Source organism: Actinomycetota bacterium (assembly GCA_030684515.1).
In the GTDB taxonomy this organism is placed as follows: Bacteria; Actinomycetota; Actinomycetes; order S36-B12; family S36-B12; genus UBA11398.
The window spans coordinates 1-2791 of record JAUXVJ010000018.1 but is presented as its reverse complement, the minus strand read 5'-3'; the positions used below and the strand labels follow the sequence as shown (position 1 = coordinate 2791).

The window sequence follows — 2791 nt, the reverse complement described above, 5'->3', positions numbered from 1 at the left end:
CCGATGAGACGTGGGTCTACCCGGGACACGGGCATGACACAACCTTGGGCACCGAACGACCACATCTGGCCGAATGGCGCGCGCGTCAGTGGTGAACTGGTGAAGGGCTCGTCGGCCTTCGTGAGCTAGTCGTCGTGACGAAAGCCGCGGCGACTTCTGGCCGGATCTTCTAGAGACCATCTGTCAACATCCAAGCAGAGGGCGTGCGTGCTCGAGGTGCTCTGCCTATGGGAGTCCAAACCCCTCCTGCGGGCGTTGACTCTCCCGATGGTCAGGTTTCAGTTCCGTCTGGCATGAAGCTCCGATAGCAGAAGTGGCCGGTCAAGTGGCCGCGTATCGCCCGTCGGGAGGCGTCACTTCGTGCAATGACAGCTTCGTCGCCCAACGGCAGAAGTCAGCCCACCCGGCCGGCCCGTGATACGCCACCCATTGCCGGAGTCGGAATTCCCAAGACGTCTGAACGGCGATCACAACGAGCTCAGCTTGGCGATGAGCGGCACGCCACCCGCCTCCTCACCACACGCGGCTGGTGACCTGGCACCTCGTCGACGGAGCATTCGAGTTCTCGCCCTATCGAGGTTCGGCATGCTCCGGGGGCTGGTCTAGTCCTCGGGGTTCGCGAGTGCGTGATCCCTGCGGGCGCCGTCGTCCGGTAGCTGCTCCTGCCCTGCTCTCACAGTGTCGCCGAAGGGCAACCAGCGGCCCACCATCGCCGACCTTCACCCAGGGTTGACGATTACGCTGAAATGGCTTCACACCGCCGACCGAAGGTGACCGGATGATCCGTGGACGGACGTGGGCCGCAGTGCTCCTGGCTTCCACGCTGGGGATGGGGACCGGCTGCGCCAGCCAGGGAGCCCACTCCGCGGTTTCGCGCCCTGGGCTGGTCCACCTAGTCGAGTACGACCTCGGCGATTCCACCGTCGTGCAGAAGGGCTTCCCGGTTGGCAGTCGATTCCGGCACATGCCGGTGCGGGTGAACGGGCTCATTTCCGCGCCCGCCGAGGGCGCTGGCCCGTTTCCTGTGGTCATGGTGCTGCACGGAAACCACGCGGGGTGCCCGCTGGATGCGACGGGTGTGGACCGCTGGCCCTGCGACCCGGAGGTCGAGCAGGCCAATTACGCGGGATTCGGCTATCTGCTGGGGGAGCTGGCTGCACGCGGGTATGTCGTAGTAGCCCCGAACCTGAACGCAGAAAATACCTTCGGCTTCGGCGAACCCGTCCCGGGCGAGCGCATGGAGCAATTGACTGACCTGCACCTAAGCGCCTTGGCCGACGCAGCCTCGGGCGGAAGTCCGGACTTTGGCGTGGATCTGGAGGGGCGAACCGATCCCGCCCGATTGGCGTTCATCGGGCACTCGCGCGGAGGCGAGGCTGCCGTTGCGCTGGCCGATGAAATCCTGCCCAATGCGGGGAGCAGGGGCTACGGGCCGGTTGCCGGCAGCTTGCTGGTCGCTGCTGCCACCACGTTCCGCAACCCTTGGGCTTCGATCGACATGCCTGTCGCAACAATCCTGGCCGGCTGCGACGGCGACGTAACGGACCAATCCGGTCAGTTCTTCTTTGAAGGCCCTCGGCTGGCGCCCGACCAGACCGAGTGGGTTGCCTCCACGTTCCTGCAGGGGGCAAGCCACAACGGGTTCAACACCGCATTGCCCCCGGACATGGTGGACCAGTCCTCGCGCACTGATTGTCAGTCGCCGCTGGACGCCGACCGGCAGCGGGAGTGGTTGGCTGACTACGCCGGAAGCTTCCTGGACCTGCTCTTCACTCACGACGCCAGCGAGACCGAGCGGGCGCGGGCCGATCTCGGGATAGTGGTGGCCGAGGCAGCCCCAGATACGGTGCTCGGGCTGCCGGCACGGGTCGCCTACCTGTCTCCCGCGGACGAACGCGAGGCTCTGCTCGTCCCGGCTTCGGCAGGTGAGCTCGCCAAGAACCTGCTGGGCGGGTCGGTCACTGCGGACAACCTCGTAGTCCAGTTCTGCCCGAAGGGGTTCTACACGCTGGTCACCAAGCCCCAGACGGAGGCTTGTCGGCGTAGCACGGTGACGATCCCGGGCCAGCCCGCCCTCGCGGTGCTTGTCTGGGAGTCCAGCAGCGCGGCCTTGCGCCTGGCCATCCCGGAGGGGCAAGGCGATCTCAGACGAGCGAGCACATTGAGCCTACGGGCCGCCGTGGACCCGGCCTCTGACCTCAACTCGTTCGGCGAAGCGCAGGCCCTGACAGTTCAGGTCAGTGATCGCAAAGGCCGCGCGGCGGTGGTGACCACACGGACGGATGAGCCCGCGCTTGGCTATCCGGGCGGGGACAGACGCCATGATGATGCCGGCGGGGCGACGTTCTTCACCGGGATCGTCCCGTTCACCGACCTGCGTATTCCGCTGTCCGACTTCGTGGGAGTCGACCTTGGTGACCTTGCCGAGGTCGCGATCCTGATGGACCAGACCTCAAGTGGGGCCCTCTTCGTCGGCGATATCGAGTTCCTGACCGTGGGGAAGCGTGACCTGACTCCCGGTACCGCGCGCTAGCGGCCCTAAAGGGTGCAGGTGGTGCGCTGGCTGACGGTGGCGTGGGCAACACCTGGGGAGACCCGGCGCGCTTCCAGAGCCTGCTTGATGGAGTAGAGACCAAACTCTTCGGTGTAATGCCCGATGAGACGTGGGTCTACCCGGGACACGGGCATGACACAACCTTGGGCACCGAACGACCACATCTGGCCGAATGGCGCGCGCGTCAGTGGTGAACTGGTGAAGGGCTCGTCGGCCTTCGTGAGCTAGTCGTCGTGA

Annotated in this window: 2 protein-coding genes and 1 pseudogene; all 3 read left to right on the top strand. The window is 65.7% G+C overall.

The window, feature by feature from the left end; genetic code table 11:
* Positions 1-95 (top strand): MBL fold metallo-hydrolase (locus Q8M73_08375; GenBank protein ID MDP2288560.1); only part of this gene is annotated, 95 nt, incomplete at its 5' end.
* 683 nt (positions 96-778) lie between these two features.
* Positions 779-2533, top strand: coding sequence for a hypothetical protein (locus Q8M73_08370; GenBank protein MDP2288559.1), 1755 nt, complete (start codon positions 779-781; stop codon positions 2531-2533).
* Between the two features lie 35 nt (positions 2534-2568).
* Positions 2569-2748, top strand: a pseudogene (locus Q8M73_08365) (MBL fold metallo-hydrolase).
* Positions 2749-2791 lie beyond the last annotated feature (43 nt).

Bases quoted from the DNA above. Each gene is read 5' to 3' on its own strand.
- Q8M73_08370 (MDP2288559.1), top strand. From the start codon at position 779: ATGATCCGTGGACGGACGTGGGCCGCAGTGCTCCTGGCTTCCACGCTG.